This is a genomic window from Paenibacillus sp. J31P316 (assembly GCF_056269105.1).
This window is the reverse complement of sequence record NZ_JBWDNI010000001.1, coordinates 276,612-295,398: the sequence shown is the minus strand read 5'-3', so window position 1 is coordinate 295,398 and position 18,787 is coordinate 276,612. Positions and strand designations below refer to the sequence as shown.

Here is an 18,787-nt window from a genome sequence, read left to right as displayed (position 1 = left end):
GACAGAGGGAGTGTGTCTGCATGGCGAAACCATCAAGCCCGTCCCAGCGGATCATCGAACAGACGGAGCGATTCGGCGCGCACAACTATCATCCGCTGCCGATCGTGATTTCGAAGGCCGAAGGCGCATGGGTCGAGGATCCCGAAGGGAACCGGTTCATGGATATGCTCAGCGCCTACTCCGCGCTCAACCATGGGCATCGCCACCCGCGAATCGTCGCTGCTCTTAAGGAGCAGGCGGATAAGGTAACCTTGACTTCGCGCGCGTTCCATAACGAACGTTTGGGCGAATTCTACGAGAAGCTGGCGAAGCTGACGGGCAAAGGCATGATTCTGCCGATGAACACGGGCGCGGAAGCGGTGGAGACGGCGCTGAAGGCAGCGCGGCGCTGGGCGTACAACGTAAAGCAGGTGCCGGCGGACCAAGCGGAAATCATCGTCTGCGAGGGTAATTTCCACGGCAGGACGATTACCGTGACGTCATTCTCGTCCGATGACGCTTACCGGGCAGGCTTCGGTCCGTTCACGCCGGGCTTCCGTATCGTTCCATACGGCGATATCGATGCATTGAAGGCGGCAATCACGCCGAATACGGCGGCTTTCCTCGTGGAGCCGATTCAGGGCGAAGCCGGGATCGTGTTACCGCCGAGCGGCTTCTTGAAGGCTGCGAGCGAACTGTGCAAGCAGCAAGGCGTGCTGCTCGCGGCGGACGAGATTCAGACCGGCTTCGGCCGCACCGGCAAGCTGTTCGCATGCGAGTGGGAAGGCGTCGTACCCGACATCTATATCATGGGCAAAGCGCTCGGCGGCGGCGTCTATCCGATCTCGGCGGTAGCGGCAGACGACGACATCTTAGGCGTCTTCGAGCCCGGCTCGCACGGGTCGACATTCGGCGGCAATCCGCTTGGCAGCGCAGTCGCGATTGCGGCATTGGACGTGCTCGAGGACGAACGGCTGGTTGACCGTTCGCTAGCGCTGGGTACGTATTTCATAGAGCAGCTTCGCGGCTTACAAAGCCCGGTCATCAAGGATATTCGCGGTCGCGGCTTGTTTATCGGCGTGGAGCTCTCCGTCCCGGCACGCCCGTATTGCGAGAAATTGAAAGGTCTCGGCATTCTATGCAAGGAAACGCACGAGACGACGATTCGATTCGCGCCGCCGCTTACGATCTCGAAGGAAGAGCTCGATTGGGCGTTCGAACGGATCCGGCAATTGTTTGATACCGAATAAAACCTTGTGGAAGGTGGATCGATCCGATATGGCAGATAAGAATCCAGCATCGAACGCAACCAAGACCCTGCATCTCATTCAAGTGCCCTTCGGTCTAGGAGCGGGCAGACCAGGCAACGAGGCAGGACCGGAATCGATGATGCAGGCAGGGCTGCTACGGCAGCTGCGCAAAACCGCCTATGAAGTCACGGGGGAATCGAAAGTTACGGGATTATTCCAGCGCTCGACAGCGCCGCAGAAAGACGGGCATGTCAAGCATTTGCCCGAGGTTGTCGAGATGGGCGGCCGCGTAGCGGACCTCGTCTCGCAGGCCGTCGGCCGGGGCGAGGTGCCGCTTGTGCTTGGCGGTGACCGCAGCGTCACGATCGGCGCGTTAGCCGGACTTGCGGGACAGTCGGCACAAGGAAGGCAGTACGGCGTTATTTATTTCGATGCGCATGCGGGCTTCCACACGGAAACGAGTACTCCGTCCGGGAACATCGGCGGCATGTCGCTCGCCGTGGCGCTCGGCTTCGCAAAGCTGGGGCTGTCGGACATGACTGAACTCGCAGAGGGCAGCGTAATCGACAAACGCAAGGTCGTATTGATCGGCGTGCGCGACGTCGAGCCGGAAGAGCGCGAGCTGATTCTGGCGGAAGGCATCACGGTGTTCACCATGCACGAAATCGACCGGATGGGCGTCGAAGCGGTCATGCGCCGGGCGCTCGAAATCGCGGGCGACGGCACGGACGGCATCCACGTCAGCTTCTCCGCGGATTGCTTGGATCCGCTTGAAGCACCGGGCGTCGGCATGCAGGTCCCCGGCGGCTTGACCTATCGGGAAGCGCATTTCGCCTGCGAGCTGATCGCGGAATCCGGGCGAGTCTCGTCCATCGATATGGTAGAGGTGAACGCCATGCTGGACGAAAGCAGGCGCACTGCCCGTCTCGCGATCGGGCTCATCGCATCGCTGCTGGGCAAGCGTATTCTGTAATCGACCGATAGTGAATACGGTTATGAAGACAGTATTGAAGACAGTATTAAAGACAGTATTAAAGACAGTATTAAAGACTCCCTGTTGAAGACTCCGTAACGAAGACTCAGTAACGAAGACAGCCGCCTTACGTTCCGCCATCCATCGATCGCGAGCTGAAGGCGGCTGTTGCTATTCTCGTCCGCAAGCGTTGACGGCTCGATAATGAACCTTATTCCACGCCCTCGCATCTATGTAACAGTATGACGATCTCCGAACAAAGCCGGACTCACACCTTCAAATGACATCCTATCGGCAGATGGACCCGATCCAATAGAAACGAACGGATCATCAGGCATTCATTGGATGATTGTTCAATCATCCGAGTAAATTGTATAATATATTCAGACAATTTGTTTTCACGGCACAAATTGCGGGAGGCATTCGATATGGATCTGCTCCTGAAAGGCGTGTTTCAAGCACTTGGCAAAAGCACCTTCGCGAACCGCCTGGCGAAGAAATACGGCCTTCGGCTCGGCGCGGCCAGGTTCGTCGCCGGCGAAACGATTCGTCAATCGATCGAGGCCGTCGGCAGGCTGAACGCCGACGGCAGAATGGCGACGCTCGACCATCTCGGTGAATTCGTCTATAGCGAGGAAGAAGCCGAGCGATCGACGGACATGTGCTTGTTGACGCTCGACGCCATCGCGGAGTCGGGCGTTCGCTCCAATCTGTCCCTGAAGCTGTCATCGCTGGGCCTCGATATCGACAGCGAGCTTTGCACCTTGAACATGAAGCGGATTCTGGATCGCGCGCGCGAGCTCGGCAATTTCGTCCGCATCGACATGGAGGATTCGGCGCACTGCCAGCCTGCGCTCGATATTTACAAGGCGCTTCGCCGGGAGTATGACAATGTGGGCATTGTTCTGCAAGCGTATCTGTTCCGTACGGAGAAGGACGTGAAGGAGCTGAACGGGCTGAGGGCCAATCTTCGGCTCGTCAAAGGCGCTTACAAAGAACCGCCAAACATTGCTTTCGCGTCGAAGAAAGACGTGGACGACAATTTGAAGCGCATCATCCGCCTTCATCTCTTGAACGGGAACTATACGGCCGTCGCGAGTCACGACGAAGCAATTATCGATTATACGAAGCAGCTCGTAAGCGAGGAAGGCATTAGCCGAGAGGCGTTCGAGTTCCAAATGCTGTACGGCATCTGCGAAGAGCTGCAGAAGCGGCTCGTTCAGGAAGGCTACCGCGTGCGCATCTACGTACCGTTCGGCATCGATTGGTTCGGCTACTTCATGCGGCGCTTGGCCGAGCGGCCCGCCAATGTCTGGTTCGTCCTGAGAAACCTGCTGAACTAAGCCCCATCCGGGAGAGGAGAATGGCTATGACGACGATTCCTTTCAATGAGATGAAGCCTTACGCGAATGAACCGTTTACCGATTTCAGCCTGGCAGAGAACAAGGTGGCCATGGAAGCCGCCATTGCCAAAGCGAAATCGGAGTTCGGCCGCACCTACCCGCTCAAGATCGGCGGTCAAATGATCGAAACCGAGGCCAAGATCACGTCCATTAATCCGGGTAACGTCGACGAGGTCATCGGCTTCGTCAGTCGAGCGAATCAGGAGCTGGCGGAACAAGCCATGCAGGCAGCTTTGAACGCGTTCGAGACCTGGAGCAAGGTTCCGGCCGGCCATAGAGCGGGCTATCTGTTCAAGGCGGCGAAGCTCATGCGCGAGCGCAAGCATGAATTCTCGGCGCTGATGCTGCTGGAGTCAGGCAAGAATTACGTCGAGGCTGACGTGGATACGGCAGAAGCCATCGATTTCTTGGAATTTTACGGGCGCGAGATGCTCCGTCTGAGCACCATTAACGAGACGCAGCCGCTGGCGAAAATTCCAGGCGAGGAGAATCGGCTGTCTTATGTGCCGCTTGGCGTCGGCGTCATCATCCCGCCCTGGAATTTCCCGCTCGCGATCTGCGTCGGCATGACGGCAGCCGCTGTCGTATCGGGCAATACGGTGCTGCTCAAGCCGGCCTCGACAACGCCGGTCATCGCACATAAATTCGTCGCTTTGATGGCGGAAGCAGGGCTGCCTGCGGGCGTCATCAATTATATTCCGGGCAGCGGCGCGGAAATCGGTGACTACTTGACGTCGCATCCGAAGACGCGTTTCGTCAGCTTCACGGGCTCCAAAGAAGTTGGCCTGCGCATCAACAAGCTGGCTGCCGAAACGGCACCCGGCCAAATTTGGATCAAGCGCGTCATCGCCGAAATGGGCGGCAAGGACGGGATCATCGTCGACGAGACGGCCGATCTCGAGGCGGCGGCGGCTGCGATCGTCGCATCCGCTTTCGGCTTCCAAGGCCAGAAGTGCTCTGCAGGTTCGCGCGCGATTATCGTCGAAGAGGTCTATGACGAGGTCGCCGGTCACGTCGTCGCGCTGACCGAGAAGCTTCAGCTTGGCTTGCCGGAGCTTAACTGCGCCGTCGGTCCCGTCATCGATCAAGTGTCCTATGCAAGAATTCTGGACTATATCGATATCGGCAGGGAGGAAGGCTCGCTGCTGACGGGCGGCGCGAAAGCCTCGGGCAACGGCTATTACATCCAGCCGACCGTATTCGGCGAGGTCGACGTCAAGGCGCGCATCATGCAGGAGGAGATATTCGGCCCCGTGCTGGCGTTGGCCAAGGCGAAGGATTATCGCGATGCCATCGCCATCTTCAATGATACGGAGTACGGGTTGACGGGGTCGTATTTTTCCTCCGACGAAGACCGCATAGCAGAAGCGCTGGACACGATCCATTGCGGCAACCTGTACGTCAACCGCAAATGCACCGGCGCGCTCGTCGGGGTGCATCCGTTCGGCGGCTTCAACATGTCGGGCACGGACTCCAAGGCTGGCGGACCTGATTACCTGCTGCTGTTCACGCAAGCGAAGCTTACTTCACGGAAGCTTTAAATTAATACGGTGAACGTTTGCGGTCCTCTCCAGTTCGATGGCAGAGGGCCGCAATTCCAATATGAAGCAGGATGCATGAAGCAGCTGCGCCGCGCGCATGATATTGGCTTCCGTTGGCTATGATGGAATCTATCTGGCCATGTCGCATAACCTAGTCCTGATTGCGTCATAACAGGAAAGGGTACTACATAATCGAAGAGCCGGCGCATGGATTGCCGGCGGAAGGCTTGAACAACAACGGGCGGAGCACGCCGTCCGGAAGAGAGGCTGTGAGCTTACGATGGCGCAAACGAGCATCATTTTTCGGCTGGAGCTGGACCACAAGAAAGTAAGCTTCGGCGATGTGGCAGCGACGATCAGCAAGGCCGGGGGAGACATTACGTCGATCGACGTCATCCGCCCGGGATCGGACACGTCGACGAGAGACATTACCGTCGATCTTCAGGACAACAAGGAAACGGCCGTCGTCGAGGCGCTTCGGGCGCTTGACGGCATTAAGGTCGTGAACGTATCCGATCGCACGTTCCTCGTCCATCTCGGGGGCAAAATCACCATTCAGCCGACGCTGCCGATCAAGAACCGCGACGACTTGTCCAAAGTGTACACGCCGGGCGTCGCCAAAGTATGCCGAGCGATCGCGGAGGATCCGGGCAAAGCGTATTCGCTGACGATCAAGCGCAATACGGTCGCGGTCGTGACGGACGGAACAGCCGTGCTCGGTCTCGGAGATATCGGACCGCATGCCGCGGCGCCTGTCATGGAGGGGAAGGCAATGCTGTTCAAGCAGCTCGCCGGCGTGGATGCGTTCCCGATTTGTCTCGACACGAAGGACACGGAAGAGATTATTCGGACGATCAAGACGATCAGTCCGATTTTCGGCGGCATTAATCTGGAGGATATCGGCTCTCCGCGCTGCTTCGAGATCGAGCAGCGGTTAGCGGCCGAATTGGACATCCCTGTTTTCCATGACGATCAACACGGCACGGCGGTCGTCACGATCGCGGGCCTGATCAACGCGCTGAAGGTCGTCGGCAAACGAATGGAGAACATTCGCGTCGTCGTGAACGGCATCGGGGCGGCAGGCGTGTCCATCTGCAAAATGCTGCTCGGCGCCGGCGTGAAGCATCTCGTTCCGATCGATCGGGACGGCGCTATCGTGCGCGGGCAATCCTACCCGTATCCGATGTGGCAGTGGCTGGCTGACCAGCCGCAGGTCGAGGCGAACAGCGGGACGCTCAAGGAGCTCATCGCGGATGCCGACGTCTTCATCGGCGTCTCGCGGGCACGCGTATTGAACGAGGAGGATGTCAAACGGATGAAGCCTGGCGCGATCGTGTTCGCCATGGCGAATCCGGAGCCGGAGATATCGCCGGAGGAAGCGCTGCCGCATGTGGCCGTATTCGCGACGGGCCGCAGCGATTACCCGAATCAGATCAATAACGTGCTGGTCTTCCCTGGTCTATTCCGGGGGGCCTTGGACTGCCGAGCAAGGCATATCAACGAGCCGATGAAGCTTGCGGCCGCGCGCGCCATCGCCTCCGTCGTCACGCCGGACGAACTCAATGAGCTGTACATCATCCCGAGCATCTTCAACGAGAAGGTCGTCACGCTTGTGAGGAAGGCCGTCATCGAAGCGGCGATTCTGACGAATTCCGCGCGCCGCACGCCGCCGGATTTCAGGTAACCGTATAGCTAAGGTAAATGATTATCGATAGAGAAAGGCCGTCATCCCCATTCGCGAGAAGGGGGTGACGGCCTTTTCTGCATTGCGCCAGCGGCGTGCTAACCGGTCGACGGACTGTTCGGCACATGGCCTTTCTGGTTGCGATTGCGATCCGTGGAGGCTGCGACGTCGTTCTCCGCTTGACTGTCCTTTGCCCGCATGCCTTTCATCTTCCCTGGAATCCCTTGATTCTGATGGCGCCCCATCTCGATCCCTCCTTGCGCTGAGAAAATAAGCCCGCAACCAATCGATGCAGGCCACTATAGATTGCCCTATGACGGGGTGTCGGCATGCAATTGGCAGCCAAAACCGCCAAAATGGTCCAAATCGGATAATTCTTTGTCCCGATCAGCCATGAAACGAAGCGTTTAGACCGCTATGATGAGGGTAGTAAGCGTTTTCTCAAGGGTGAAAGGTTCAATGCAGCCTTGAAATGACATTCGTTTCATCTATTGTAAGCCAAAATTGATAGTGGAGGCTGAATATGAACGATACGATCGGCGTTGGCATTTTGGGCTTTGCTCACGGCCATGTCAACGCCTATTGCGAGGAATGGAAGCAGGCGGATCTGGGCGTGCGCGTCGTCGCGGGCTGGGATCACGCTCCGGAAAGGCTTGAAGCCGCCGTTAATGCCTATGGATTAGAAGGCTGCGGCAGCGCAGAAGCTCTGCTGGCGCGGGAAGACGTGCAGGCAGTCGTCATTGCTTCAGAAACGTCCAGACATGCGGAGCTTGTGCAGCTCGCGGCGGCAGCAGGCAAGGCGATCATTTTGCAGAAGCCGATTGCACTGACCATGGCTGAAGCGGACAGAATCGTCGCCGCCGTCGAACAACACGGCGTACCGTTCACGCTCGCTTGGCAGATGCGGGTCGATCCGCAAAACATTCAAATGAAAGAATGGCTGCAGGGCGGCGAGCTCGGACAAGTGTTTATGGTTCGTCGTCGCCATGGATTGAATGCCGGCCTGAACGCCGACTTCGCGAACACCTGGCATGTCGATCCGGCCAGCAACCGGGATATTTGGGCGGACGACAGCTCGCATCCCGCCGATTTTATCCATTGGCTGCTGGGAGAGCCGGAGAGCGTCACGGCGGAGCTCGCCTCGCTGTTCAATCCGCGCATTCCGAATGATAACGGCATTGCGATCTATAGATATGCGAATGGACCGATCGCCGAGGTAAGCTGCTCCTTCACTTGCCATGCGATTCAGAATACGACGGAAATCATCGGCGAGCGCGGGACGATCGTACAGAATTACGGCGACGCTCCAAGCGCGAATGCGCCAAGGCCGGATGAAGGCGCAGGCCTTCGCCGGTTCGACGCGGCAGCGAATGCCTGGGTGGACAGCGATATCGCGTCCCCGCCGAACCATTACCAACGGATCCGCGGACTAGCAGCTCCGCTGGCAGCCTTCCTGCAAGGTGAGCGCGGGCCGCTCGCAACGGCGGAGGAAGGACGCACGTCGCTGCGCATGGTGCTCGCAACCTACGTTTCATCGCGGGAAGGGCGGCGCGTCTCGCTGAACGATCCTGCCGTCAACGACGTTTAAATCGAGTTATGCAATCCATCATCCATACATTCAAACATGCTTCGCCAAAATACGTATTCGGGAGTGGTATTCGTGGCAGTTAAGATCGGTTTGGTCGGCTTGAACGGAATCGGAAATTTGCATGCATCTATCTATCAGGAAGAAGAGTTGGCGGATTTGGTCGCGGTATGCGACGTCGTGAAGGAGCGCGCCGACGCGACTGCGGAGAAATACGGCATCAAGGCCTATTACAGCCTGAAGGACATGATCGAGAACGAGCCCGACATTGAAGTCATCGACATCACGACAGGCGGCATCGACAACGGCAGCTGGCACTTCGAGCCGGCGATGGAAGCCATCAGCTACGGCAAGCATGTTCTCGTAGAGAAGCCGCTCTGCCACGACATCCGCGAAGCGAGAGAGCTGGTCGCTTTCGCCGAGAAGAAGAAAGTATACCTCGGCTGCAACTTGAACCATTATTTCACGGAGCCGGCCGCGAAAGCGAAGCAATACGTCGACAACGGCGATATCGGCGAGCTGGTGTACTGTTTGGCCAAAATGGGCTTTAACGGCGGCGAAGCCAACTACGGCTTGGCAGGCAGCCCGAAAGTGAAAGGCCATCCGTACTTCCATATGAAAGCATTCCTGACGCATCCGTTCAGCGTCATGCGCCACTTCTGCGGCGACATCACGCATATCCAAACGTTCTCCGACCGTCCGGGCTTCCGCCGCAACGCAGGGGACGTCATGGCTTCCATCAACAGCATCCACGTGCGCTTCGCCAATGGCGGCGTAGGCTACTTGCTGAGCCAGCGCGGCGATGCCGTGTACGGTCTGGGCGGCTGGTGGAGCCTCGAGATGGCCGGCTCCAAAGGCACGTTCTGTATCGAGAACTGCGTGGAGAAGGTGTCGTACTGGAAAGCCGAGAAAGGCGTTCCGGCGATCAGCCAGCCGATCGTGCCCGAAGTAACGGATTACGGCACGACCAACTTCGACCGCACGTTCAACAATCGCATTCACGCGTTCCTGGAAGACGTATCCGCGAAAGTGCCGTTCGAGCAGCTGCGCGCCAACGGCCGCGATGCGCTTGCCGTTCTGGAGTACACGTTCGCGGTCATCGAGTCGTACGAACGCGGCGGAGAGCTGGTTCGCCCGAATCCATTGCCGCCGCTTCATGGCGATCCTTTGTTCATGAGATAACAGGCAACAAGCGATTGTCATATGTGCGACTAGCTGTCAAATAACGAGAAAACCTGCTGAACATAGGTTGGAACACAGGTAGGCGAGGCGCAATCCTTACCGGCATTAGCGCCTTGCTGTACCTGACCGGTCTTACGAACAACTGACTCTACAACCATTTCCCCCCACTATAGGAGGTCTACTATTCATGATTTCATTAGGTGTCAACTCGGTCTTGTTCAAGACCTACGAATTTGCCGAAGCGGCCCGCTTGATCGCGGCCTGCGGTTTCGACGGCGTCGAAATCTCCGCCATCCAAGGCATGTGCGAGCATTTGGACCTCAGCCGTTGGGAGGAGCAGAAGGAAGAGCTTCAGGCGATCGTGAACGAACACGGCTTGAAATTCCTCTCCATGGAAGTCGCTTCGCTCTCCGATGAGCGCCTTATTCCGGCCTTCCAGGCTGCCGCCGCAATCGGCATCCCGGTCATCAACGTAGGTCCCGGCGGCAAGTCCGGCGTCGAGGAAGACTTGGAGCGTTCGATCTCGGAGCTTGCACGGTTGTCCGATATCGCCGCATCGTACGGCGTGACGCTCTGCGTGAAGGCGCACGTCGGCAACGCGATCTATAATACGCCGACGACGCTTGCTGCGATGGACCGAATCGCATCGCCGGCATTCGGCATCGACATGGATCCGAGCCACGTTCACCGCTCCGGCGAGAACGCGGAAGAAGCGCTTCCGGCCGTGCTCAGCCGCGTCAAACACATCCATATTCGCGATTGCAAAGGCCGCGCGCAAGGACCGGGTCCGATCGAGCTTCAAGCCTGCGGACGCGGAGACATCGACCTGTTCGGCTACTGCGCCGCAATGGTGGAAGGCGGATACGACGGTCCTGTCGTGCTGGAAGTGATCGGCGCGTCGCCGGAGCACGGCATCGAGCAAGTAACGGCCGTCGCAGCCGAGTCCTACGGTTACCTCAATGCCTGCCTCAAAAAATTAGGAGCGCGCTAATCGCCGCCAAGGAGGAACTCCCATGTCCGCCAAAAAACCGAATCTGATTTTGTTCGGCATCGACAGCCTGCGCCGCGACCATATGAGCGGTTACGGCTACGGCAAGCTGACGACGCCTTATATCGACCGACTTGCTTCCGAAGGCGTGCTGTTCGAGCAGCATTTCAGCCCGAGCATTCCGACGACGCCTGCCTATGCTTCCATGCTGACGGGCCACGACGTGTTCGGAACCGATGTCGTCGCGCTGCGCCACGAAGGCCCGCTCGGCAGTCATGTGAAGACACTTCCAGAGGTGCTGGAAGAGAACGGCTATAATACGACTTGCGTGGGTTTCACGGGCAATCCGTCCTCCCGCGGCTTCCAAACATACTTGAATTTCGAATCGTGGCTGCCGGACGAAAATACAGGCAGAACGCCGAAGGCCGAGAATCTGAACAATGTCGCTATTCCCGAGCTGGAGAGACTCGCGGCCGACGATAAACCGTTCTTCCTGTTCCTGCGCCATATGGACCCGCATTCGCCTTATTTGCCGCCGCAGCCGTTCGAACGGATGTTCTACGGCAAAGACGAGAAGGATCCTTCTAATTCGTCGATGGAGCCGGTCTATAACTTCAGACCGTTCGGCGATTTCTTGAAATCATGGATCGGCGAAGACGTAACCGACCATGAATACGTGACCGCGCAATATGACGGTTCCGTGGCGTATATGGACATTTGCATCCAATCGATCTTCACGAAGCTTGCGGACATGGGCATCGAGGACGAGACGCTGATCGTCATTACGGCGGATCACGGCGAGACGCTCTACGAGCATGATTGCTTCTTCGACCACCACGGTCTGTACGATAACACGCTCGTCGTGCCGCTGATTTTCAAATTCCCGGGCCGCGTTCCTGCCGGCAAACGCGTCGAAAGCGTCAGCGTCATCGCCGACATCATGCCGACCGTGCTGAGCCTGCTGGATATCGATAACGGCGAATCCTTCGACGGACGCAATCTGGTGCCGTTCATGAACGGCCAGTCCGATCCGTCCGAGGAGAAGACCGAGCTGTACATCACGGAGTGCACGTGGATGCGCAAGCACGGCTGGCGCACGCCGGAATGGAAGCTCATCGTCGCGCTGGAGCCGGATTTCCACGGCAAGCCGGAGGTGGAGCTGTACAATTTGATCCGCGATCCGGAAGAGAACGTCAACCTGGCCGAGCAGGAGCCGGGCATCGTCGAATTGCTGCGCGGCCGCATGCTGGACTATATCGCCAAGCGCGAAGGCCAAGTGAACCGGACGAATCCGATCTATACGAACACGAACTGGAATGGCCAGAACCGTTTCTTCGAGTCGACGGAGGATGCGTACAATTCGATGTACATCGGTTCCATCGTCAACGCCCGCTCGCTGCAGGCGAAGGACAAGGTGGAGCAACAAGAGGAAGAGCAAGAGAAAGAAACGGTCAGCAATGATTAGGGTTGCGGTCGTCGGCGTCAACAATATCGGTAAAATCCACTGCCTGTTCTATAAACGCAATCCCGCCACGGAGCTTGTCGCGGTATGCGATCTTATGCCTGAGCGGGCAGAAGAAGCGGGGCGCCTGCATGGCGTCCCCGCTTACACGGATTTGCGGGAACTGCTGAGCAAGGAGAGCGTTGACACGGTCATCGTGGCGACGGCCGGCGTGGAGAAGGGCAGCCATCACTATGAACCGGTCATGATTGCGCTGGAGGCAGGCAAGGCGGTGTTCGTCGAGAAGCCGATTTCCAACAATATCGAGGAAGCGCGCCGTATGGTCGCGTTCGCCCGGGAGAAGAACTTGGTGCTCGCCTGCAACCTCAATCATCGGTTCACGCCGGCGGCGTACAAAGCGAAGGAACTCGTCGACGGCGGCAAGCTTGGCGAACTGCTCTTCCTCAACATGCGGCTCACGATTCAGAATCCGCAGGAAGATACGGAATGGCTGCACATGCGCGCGCTGCATCCGCACTCCATCGATGTCATGCGCTATTTCGCGGGCGACATCAAGCGGGTTCAGGCGTTCATGACGAAAGCGCCGGGACGTACGTCGTGGTCGACGGTATCGGTTAACATGGAATTCGCATCCGGCGCGGTCGGTCATCTTACCGGCAGCTACGACATGTCGATGCGCCATCCGATCGAGTTTTGCGAAGTCGCTGGTCATCAAGGCCGCCTTGTCGTGGACAATGTGTATGAAAGCATGACGTACTACCCGCATCACTCCGACGAGCTTACGGTCGTGCGCAATTCGATCTTCGGAGGGATGAACGGGTTCGACGATACGTTCGGACAGCGGATCGGCAAATTTATCGAAGAGCTTAACAACGGCGTGAAACCAGAAGATATTACCGCATCGGGAGCGGACGCGCTGGCAGCCCAGGAAGTCATCGAGGCGGCCATTCGGTCGCATCAGTCCGGGGGAGCTCCGGTTACAGTCCCTTCGTAGGGATGCTGCGGGAGATGGAGGAGAAACCATAATGAACAACAGTCATGGCTCGGTACTTTGGTTCACCGGCTTGTCGGGCGCCGGCAAGACGACGACGGCAACCGCCGTCCTGCAGAAGCTGCGCGAGCGAGGTCGCCGCGTGGAGCTGCTGGATGGCGACGAGCTACGGACCGTAATCTGCAAAGGGCTCGGCTTCAGCATGGAGGACCGTTTCGAGAACGTGAGACGGATTGCTTATATTGCCAATCTGCTGTCGCGCAACGGCGTCGACGTGCTGATCTCAGCCATTAGTCCGTACCGGGCAATGCGGGAGTATGCGAAAGAACAAATTCCGGGTTACGTTGAAATCTTTGTCCATTGTCCGCTGCACGTTTGCGAGATGAGGGACGTCAAAGGGCTTTACGCGAAGGCGCGGTCCGGAGAAATCAAGAACTTCACGGGCGTGTCGGATCCTTACGAGGAGCCTTTGCAGCCGGCGATCACGCTGGACTCGGCTTCAGCTACGCTGGAGGAGAACGTGCAGGCCGTCATCGCTTACCTGGACCAGAAGAAACACCGCTTCCACCATATGCCCGGGAAGGATGCGATCTAGCATGAAAATCATCCTGATCTCGCTCGATACGCTCCGGGCTTCCAGGTTAAGCGGCTACGGGTATGGCAAACGAACCAGCCCGCACATGGACCAGATCGCAAGGGACGGCGTGCTGTTCGAGCGCGCCTACGCGGCGGACATTCCGACGGAGGTAGCCCACACGGGCGTCTTTACGGGCAAAATCGGTCTGACGACCGGCGTCATCTCCCATGGCTCGGATTTGACGAATCTGCCCAAATCGGTGGAATGGCTGCCGAACCTGCTTCGCGGCGCGGGGTTCACGACGGGAGCGGTCGATAATCTCTACCAGCTCAAAGAGTGGTTCGCCCGCGGATATAATTATTATCTCAACACCGTCGGCGGCAACCGCTGGATCGACGGCAGCAAAATCAATGATCTGGCGTTTCCCTGGATCGAGCAGCACAAGGACGAATCGTTCTTCTTGTTCCTGCATTACTGGGATGCGCATACGCCGTATTTGCCGCCGGACTCCTACGTTCCCGAATTCTACGATTCCGCGAAGGATCCGTTCGACCCGGCAAACAAGAGCATGGAGCCGGCGTACAACCATACGGCGTATCCGTTCTTCAAGCATCACCATTACGATCTGGTCGGCCAAGTGACGGACACGGACTATTACGATGCGTTGTACGATGCCGAAATTCGCTATTTGGACGATCGGTTGAAGGAACTCGACGATCATTTGGCGAAGCTAGGTATTCAAGAAGAGACGCTCCTCGTGCTGTTCGGCGATCATGGCGAAAGCTTGACGGAGCATGACATTTATTGGGATCATTGCGGTCTCTACGAGCCAACGGTCCACGTGCCGCTCATTCTGCGCTGGCCGGGACGGCTGCCTGCCGGAAGACGAGTGCCGGGACTGGTGCAGCAAGCGGATATTTTGCCGACGCTGCTCGAAGCCGTGAGACGCGAAGCGCCGGAGGGAATCGCGGCCGGCAAGCTTGCCGATCCAACAGGCTTGGATGGCCGAAGCCTGTGGAACGCGATCGAAGGATCGGCCGATGGCACCCGAGAGACGCTCTATTTGAGCGAATGCGCTTGGCAGGCCGCCCGCGCCATTCGGAACGATCGCTACAAGCTGATCGTCACTTACGATTCCGGACCGTTCCGCAGACCGCCCCGCGAGCTGTACGACTTGGACGCGGACCCGCTTGAAACGGTCAATCTGGCCGAGTCGAGATCGGATATCGCGGACGCGCTGGAAAGCCAATTGAACGCGTTCGTGGCGGAGAAGCTGGCCGGCGGTCCCGATCCGATGAAGGAGCAGCTGGCGCGCAGAGGTTTGCCGTTCCGCAAGCGTATCGAACAGATCTTGAACGCTGCCGGACTTACGTGGGAGCAGTGGGAGCGCAATCCGGACCGCGCGATTTTCGACAAAGCTACATCGGACCTGCAACGGCATTAACCGGCTTCGCGCGAATCGATACCGCTTGTCAGAACCAAATCAGGGGTGGATGCACATGAGAGATAATATTCTGACTAGCAACAATTACATGAAATCGGAATTTCCGTTCTGGATTACCCGCACCAGTCAAGGCGACATTAACGAGCACGGCCATGAATTCGTCGAGCTGGTCTATGTCGTTCGAGGCAGCGGGTATCATCTGTTCCAAGGGTCGCGTTACGAGCTGCAAGCGGGCGACGTCTTCATCATCAATCCCGGGGAGACGCATGCGTACGAGGTGGAACCGGGCGGGCAGATGGAAATCATCAACTGCTTGTTCATGCCCTCGTTCATACCGGACGCGCTGCTCGCCGAGCTCGAAATCACGGACTCGATGGATTACTTCTATGTGCATCCTTTCCTGACGCACGACATGCGGTTCAACCACCATTTGAATCTGCATGGGCAGGACGCTTCCCATGTGCTGACGCTGCTGGAGAGCATGATTCGCGAGCTCAACGTCCGCCCGTCCGGGCATAAGACGATTATCCGGCTGCAGCTCATCGAGCTGCTCATCCTGCTCTCTCGCTACTACACGCTCATGCAGCAGCACCGTTCCCACCCTTCGCCGCGGCAATTGGACCGCGAGCTGACGGCGAGACGGATCTACGGCTACCTGGAGCGGAATTACGAGAAGAAAATCACGCTGCAATCGTTGTCGACGCTATTCAACTCCAGCATTCGCCAGCTGAATCGCCTCATGCGCGAAGAATACGACCGCAGCGTCTTCGAGGCGCTCCACGAGGTGCGCATCGAACGGGCGAAGCATCTGCTGCTGGAGACGGACGAGAAGGTGATCGTCGTGGCCACGATGGTCGGATACGAGGATCAGTCCTTCTTCAATCGGTTGTTCGTGCGCCATGTCGGCTGCTCGCCAAGCCAATTCCGCGCGACGGGCTAAAGAGAGGAGACCTGTTTCAGTGAACGATCGAAAGCCCAATATCCTGCTCATCACCGCCGACCAGCTGCGTTACGACTGTATCGGCAGCAGCAGCAAATATCCCGTGCATACGCCTCATCTAGACCGGCTTGCGGAACAAGGATCCTTGTTCTCGCAAGCCTATTCTCATATTCCGGTCTGCTGCCCCGCTAGGCAGTCGCTGCTGCACGGCCTGCGGCCGGAGACATTCGGCGCGCTGTGGAACTACAATGCGTTCCTGCCTGTCGGGTATCTGACGCCGGACAAGTATACATGGACGGCGGAGCTCGCGCGGAACGGCTACCAATCCGCCTTCCTCGGCAAATGGGGCGTCAATCCGCAGCATGATCCCACTGCATTCGGCTTCGGGTCTTATATCAGCGAAAGCGACTATTCGGCATTCCGGAAGAGCCGCTATCCCGAGGTCGCGTATACGAACGGCTTCATGGGGGAGACGAATCCGATTCCGGTGGAAGACACGGAGACGCATTGGTTCGCCGCACGCGCGATCGAGACGATGGAGAAGCTGAATGCCGGCTGGGAACCGTGGCATATGGCGCTGCATTTCTCGGAGCCGCATCTGCCATGCCGGCCGGCGGGACGTTTCGCGGATATGTACGATCCTGCCGAAGTTCCCGAATGGGACGGCTTCCGCGAGACGTTCCGTAATAAGCCGTACATCCAGCAGCAGCAGCTGTACAGCTGGGGGATTCAGGACTACCGGTGGGAGGACTGGGCACCTGTCGTGGCCCGGTACTACGGCATTATCAGCCAACTCGACGAAGCAATCGGCCGCGTGCTGGAAGCTCTAGAGCGGACTGGTGCCGCTGATGACACGGTCGTTATTTTCACGGCGGATCATGGGGATATGTGCGGCTCCCACCGGATGATGGACAAGCATTACATCCTCTACGACGATGTGGTGCATGTGCCGCTCATGATTCGACTGCCGGAGCATATGCGCAATTCTGCGGGTGTGACATCCTCGGAACTCGTATATAATTTGCTGGACATGGGACCGACCGTTCTCGAGCTGGCCGGCATCGAAGCGGGCGCCGATCGATTTCACGGCAAATCGCTGCTTCCGTTGCTGGACGTTGCCGCGAATAACCCCGATGAAGAGGCGGAGTGGCGCGATCATGTCGTTGCTTCGTATAACGGTCAGCAATTCGGACTGTTCACGCAGCGCATGATTCGAACGTCAGCTTGGAAATACGTGTGGAATCTGACCGATCTGGACGAGCTGTACGATATGAAGAACGATCCGGCGGAGCTGAACAATCTGATCGGCCAGCCAGAGCACGCGGAGCGGACGGACGAGCTTCGCAAGCGCTTGTATGCCCAATTGAAGCAGGACGGTGATCCGGCCGTAGCGAATGAATGGACGAAGCGCCAGCTGCTGGCAGGAGGCATTCTCGATAAACGCGAGTAAAGCACGAACTAGTCTCCCTCGACAGGTGAGCGTCGGCCGGCCCTTCGAGATTGAACGCGAACCGCAGCGGAAAAAAGATAGATGATGATTGGAGGCTGCCTCGCTCGGGCAGCCTTTCGTTCGTGCGTCAAAGAGGCGGTGCCTGGCGATTCTGCAGAATGGACGTAACGTCTAGCTTTTTCCAATCGTTGCTTATATAATGAACTAACGTATGTTAGCTTATATGACATGGAAAGCAGGGGACTGATATGCTCAGACAGCTGTGGACAAGCAGGAAATCTTGGTCGGGATACGTGATCGTCGTACTCCTCCTTCACGTACTGGGCTTGATCGGCCTTATCGCCGCCGCACGGAACGACATGGCCTTCTGGAGCTTGGGCGTACTGGCGTATACGCTGGGCATGCGGCATGCCTTCGACGTGGACCATATTGCCGCCATCGACAACACGGTACGCAAGCTCGTACAGCAGAAGCGCAGCCCGCTCGGCGTCGGCTTTTACTTCTCGCTTGGCCATTCTTCCGTCGTCTTCCTGATGGTGCTCGCCATCGCCTGTTCCGTCAAATGGATCCAAACCGAGATGCCTGCGCTGCAGGAAACCGGCAGCCTGATCGGTACTTCCGTATCCGGCGTCTTCCTGATCCTGATCGGCATTTTGAATTTGATCATTCTCGTCAATCTGTTTCAGATTTTCCGTCGTATGCGCACAGGAGGTCACAGCGGCGAAGAACTCGATCGGCTGCTGGAGGCGAGAGGCTTGTTCGCTCGGCTGTTCAAGCCGTTGTTCAAGTTCATTAATCGCAGCTGGCATGTGTATCCGCTGGGGTTCCTGTTCGGGCTTGGATTCGACACGGCAACGGAGGTCGGTCTGCTGGCGTTGTCCGCCGGGGCCGCGAAGAGCTCGGTATCGATTCTCGGCATTCTCTCGCTGCCGCTGCTGTTCGCTGCCGGGATGAGTTTGCTGGATACGGCCGACGGCATGTTCATGACCAAAGCCTACCGCTGGGCATTCCATACGCCGCTGCGGAAGATGTATTACAACGTTACCGTCACGACGGTATCCGTCGTCTCCGCGCTGCTGATCGGCGTCGTCGAGCTGCTTCAAATTTTGTCCGAACGGCTGCATTGGACCGGTCCTGCCATTCGGTGGGTGAATGAGATCGAGCTTGGCGATCTCGGTTATATTCTAGTGGGCTTGTTCGTCGCCGCATGGCTGATCTCGTTCTCGATATGGAAGACGATGAAATTCGAGGATCGGGCCACCGAGTTATCAGGCTGATCGAAGGCCATGCTTGGCACGCTGCCGCTGCTCTTGCTATAATGATGACATTCTAATCGAG

At 57.8% G+C, this 18,787-nt stretch carries 16 protein-coding genes; 15 read left to right on the top strand and 1 reads right to left on the bottom strand.

The window, feature by feature from the left end:
* The first annotated feature begins 20 nt into the window (after positions 1–20).
* The 5 genes from AC0YNU_RS01205 (at position 21) to AC0YNU_RS01185 (ending at position 6,830) form a co-directional block, all read left to right on the top strand.
* Positions 21–1,229, top strand: coding sequence for an ornithine--oxo-acid transaminase (locus AC0YNU_RS01205; protein WP_475752493.1), 1,209 nt, complete (start codon positions 21–23; stop codon positions 1,227–1,229).
* 28 nt (positions 1,230–1,257) lie between these two features.
* Positions 1,258–2,202, top strand: a complete 945-nt coding sequence (rocF, locus tag AC0YNU_RS01200; protein WP_475752492.1) for an arginase — start codon at positions 1,258–1,260, stop codon at positions 2,200–2,202.
* 428 nt (positions 2,203–2,630) lie between these two features.
* Positions 2,631–3,545 carry a proline dehydrogenase family protein gene (locus AC0YNU_RS01195; RefSeq protein ID WP_475752491.1) on the top strand — a complete coding sequence of 305 codons (915 nt, stop codon included), beginning with the start codon at positions 2,631–2,633 and terminating at the stop codon, positions 3,543–3,545.
* Positions 3,546–3,571: 26 nt separating this feature from the next.
* Positions 3,572–5,146, top strand: a complete 1,575-nt coding sequence (gene pruA, locus AC0YNU_RS01190; protein ID WP_475752490.1) for an L-glutamate gamma-semialdehyde dehydrogenase — start codon at positions 3,572–3,574, stop codon at positions 5,144–5,146.
* Positions 5,147–5,426: 280 nt separating this feature from the next.
* Positions 5,427–6,830, top strand: a complete 1,404-nt coding sequence (locus AC0YNU_RS01185; protein ID WP_475752489.1) for an NAD-dependent malic enzyme — start codon at positions 5,427–5,429, stop codon at positions 6,828–6,830.
* A gap of 98 nt (positions 6,831–6,928) precedes the next feature.
* Here AC0YNU_RS01185 and AC0YNU_RS01180 read toward each other — a convergent pair whose 3' ends face one another.
* Positions 6,929–7,075 (bottom strand): hypothetical protein, encoded by a 147-nt coding sequence (locus AC0YNU_RS01180; RefSeq protein WP_475752488.1) that lies wholly within the window; start codon positions 7,073–7,075, stop codon positions 6,929–6,931.
* A 278-nt stretch (positions 7,076–7,353) separates the two neighbouring features.
* On the opposite strand from AC0YNU_RS01180, the gene AC0YNU_RS01175 reads away from it, so the two are divergent.
* The 10 genes from AC0YNU_RS01175 to AC0YNU_RS01130 all read left to right on the top strand — a co-directional run bounded on the left by AC0YNU_RS01175 (position 7,354) and on the right by AC0YNU_RS01130 (position 18,726).
* Positions 7,354–8,418 (top strand): Gfo/Idh/MocA family protein, encoded by a 1,065-nt coding sequence (locus AC0YNU_RS01175; RefSeq protein ID WP_475752487.1) that lies wholly within the window; start codon positions 7,354–7,356, stop codon positions 8,416–8,418.
* Between the two features lie 72 nt (positions 8,419–8,490).
* On the top strand, positions 8,491–9,597 hold the full coding sequence (locus AC0YNU_RS01170) for a Gfo/Idh/MocA family protein (protein ID WP_475752486.1): 1,107 nt from the start codon (positions 8,491–8,493) through the stop codon (positions 9,595–9,597).
* A gap of 187 nt (positions 9,598–9,784) precedes the next feature.
* On the top strand, positions 9,785–10,588 hold the full coding sequence (locus AC0YNU_RS01165; protein ID WP_475752485.1) for a sugar phosphate isomerase/epimerase family protein: 804 nt from the start codon (positions 9,785–9,787) through the stop codon (positions 10,586–10,588).
* Between the two features lie 22 nt (positions 10,589–10,610).
* A complete protein-coding gene (locus AC0YNU_RS01160) occupies positions 10,611–12,050 on the top strand; it encodes a sulfatase family protein (RefSeq protein WP_475752484.1) in 1,440 nt (479 codons plus the stop codon).
* Positions 12,043–13,041 (top strand): Gfo/Idh/MocA family protein, encoded by a 999-nt coding sequence (locus AC0YNU_RS01155; RefSeq protein ID WP_475752483.1) that lies wholly within the window; start codon positions 12,043–12,045, stop codon positions 13,039–13,041. The genes AC0YNU_RS01160 and AC0YNU_RS01155 overlap by 8 nt, the downstream gene beginning before the upstream one ends.
* 31 nt (positions 13,042–13,072) lie before the next feature.
* The gene (gene cysC, locus AC0YNU_RS01150) at positions 13,073–13,633 is read left to right on the top strand and encodes an adenylyl-sulfate kinase (protein WP_475752482.1); all 561 of its coding nucleotides are present in this window, start codon (positions 13,073–13,075) and stop codon (positions 13,631–13,633) included.
* 1 nt (position 13,634) lies between these two features.
* Positions 13,635–15,059: a sulfatase family protein gene (locus AC0YNU_RS01145; RefSeq protein ID WP_475752481.1), complete on the top strand. Its 1,425-nt coding sequence runs from the start codon at positions 13,635–13,637 to the stop codon at positions 15,057–15,059.
* A gap of 55 nt (positions 15,060–15,114) precedes the next feature.
* Positions 15,115–15,999 carry an AraC family transcriptional regulator gene (locus AC0YNU_RS01140; RefSeq protein WP_475752480.1) on the top strand — a complete coding sequence of 295 codons (885 nt, stop codon included), beginning with the start codon at positions 15,115–15,117 and terminating at the stop codon, positions 15,997–15,999.
* Positions 16,000–16,018: 19 nt separating this feature from the next.
* Positions 16,019–17,449 (top strand): sulfatase family protein, encoded by a 1,431-nt coding sequence (locus tag AC0YNU_RS01135; RefSeq protein WP_475752479.1) that lies wholly within the window; start codon positions 16,019–16,021, stop codon positions 17,447–17,449.
* Between the two features lie 248 nt (positions 17,450–17,697).
* Positions 17,698–18,726: a HoxN/HupN/NixA family nickel/cobalt transporter gene (locus tag AC0YNU_RS01130; protein ID WP_475752478.1), complete on the top strand. Its 1,029-nt coding sequence runs from the start codon at positions 17,698–17,700 to the stop codon at positions 18,724–18,726.
* Positions 18,727–18,787: the final 61 nt, after the last annotated feature.

Bases quoted from the DNA above. Each gene is read 5' to 3' on its own strand.
- AC0YNU_RS01180 (WP_475752488.1), bottom strand. From the start codon at position 7,075: ATGGGGCGCCATCAGAATCAAGGGATTCCAGGGAAGATGAAAGGCATG.
- rocF (WP_475752492.1), top strand. From the start codon at position 1,258: ATGGCAGATAAGAATCCAGCATCGAACGCAACCAAGACCCTGCATCTC.
- AC0YNU_RS01175 (WP_475752487.1), top strand. From the start codon at position 7,354: ATGAACGATACGATCGGCGTTGGCATTTTGGGCTTTGCTCACGGCCAT.
- AC0YNU_RS01165 (WP_475752485.1), top strand. From the start codon at position 9,785: ATGATTTCATTAGGTGTCAACTCGGTCTTGTTCAAGACCTACGAATTT.
- AC0YNU_RS01140 (WP_475752480.1), top strand. From the start codon at position 15,115: ATGAGAGATAATATTCTGACTAGCAACAATTACATGAAATCGGAATTT.
- AC0YNU_RS01185 (WP_475752489.1), top strand. From the start codon at position 5,427: ATGGCGCAAACGAGCATCATTTTTCGGCTGGAGCTGGACCACAAGAAA.
- AC0YNU_RS01160 (WP_475752484.1), top strand. From the start codon at position 10,611: ATGTCCGCCAAAAAACCGAATCTGATTTTGTTCGGCATCGACAGCCTG.
- AC0YNU_RS01205 (WP_475752493.1), top strand. From the start codon at position 21: ATGGCGAAACCATCAAGCCCGTCCCAGCGGATCATCGAACAGACGGAG.
- pruA (WP_475752490.1), top strand. From the start codon at position 3,572: ATGACGACGATTCCTTTCAATGAGATGAAGCCTTACGCGAATGAACCG.
- AC0YNU_RS01145 (WP_475752481.1), top strand. From the start codon at position 13,635: ATGAAAATCATCCTGATCTCGCTCGATACGCTCCGGGCTTCCAGGTTA.
- cysC (WP_475752482.1), top strand. From the start codon at position 13,073: ATGAACAACAGTCATGGCTCGGTACTTTGGTTCACCGGCTTGTCGGGC.
- AC0YNU_RS01155 (WP_475752483.1), top strand. From the start codon at position 12,043: ATGATTAGGGTTGCGGTCGTCGGCGTCAACAATATCGGTAAAATCCAC.
- AC0YNU_RS01130 (WP_475752478.1), top strand. From the start codon at position 17,698: ATGCTCAGACAGCTGTGGACAAGCAGGAAATCTTGGTCGGGATACGTG.
- AC0YNU_RS01195 (WP_475752491.1), top strand. From the start codon at position 2,631: ATGGATCTGCTCCTGAAAGGCGTGTTTCAAGCACTTGGCAAAAGCACC.